Origin of the sequence: Vibrio sp. 1562 (assembly GCF_033340155.1) — a bacterium.
Classification (GTDB): Bacteria; Pseudomonadota; Gammaproteobacteria; order Enterobacterales; family Vibrionaceae; genus Vibrio; species Vibrio alginolyticus.
Genome location: NZ_JAWOVY010000475.1, coordinates 1 through 631, shown reverse-complemented (window position 1 = coordinate 631; position 631 = coordinate 1). Strand labels below are relative to the sequence as shown.

Genomic DNA, 631 nt, shown 5'->3' with positions numbered 1-631 from the left:
GGTCTATCGGTTTCAGAATGTCGCCAACAACCATCCTCGGCCATTTTTATTGGTATTGAAGACATAGAGTCTAAGCACGATGATTCTGTTAAAACGACAAGCGTAGACGTGTTGGATATCTGGCGCCATCCGGTTAATGATGAAATAAGAGCTCTGTCAGTTGCTTCTACTTCTAGAACTACAACTCTTCAAACCGATCAACACTTAGCGTGGACAGTAACGCTGCTTGCTCTCGATTTCCCTATTGAAGATGCTTTGACCTTGGCGCGCGCAATGGCGAATGTTTCACGTGAAACATTCATTAATGGTGAAACAATGGTCAAGCAGGAGTGGGCGTCTCAGTTTGCTGATTTTCCTACACCAGTCCTAGAAGATTGTCGTTTAGGCATTAAAGTAGGTTGGTCATCACACGGACAGTCGGTCAACTTTCCTCATGTGAGCAAACAGAGTTTGGGTCTCTATCCGGTCGTGGACGACGTCAGTTGGATTGAGCGGTTGTTGCCATTGGGCATCAACACCATTCAACTACGTATCAAAGACCCCTATCTGTCAGACTTAGAACAGCAGATTGCACGCGCGATTGAACTCGGTCGTCAGTATGACGCTCAAGTTTTTATTAATGATTATTGGC

General features: G+C 45.3%; 1 protein-coding gene. It reads left to right on the top strand.

From position 1 onward, the window contains the following. The coding region (locus R7Z49_RS25905) for a thiamine phosphate synthase (RefSeq protein WP_318112535.1) at positions 1-631 on the top strand (631 nt) is incomplete at both ends.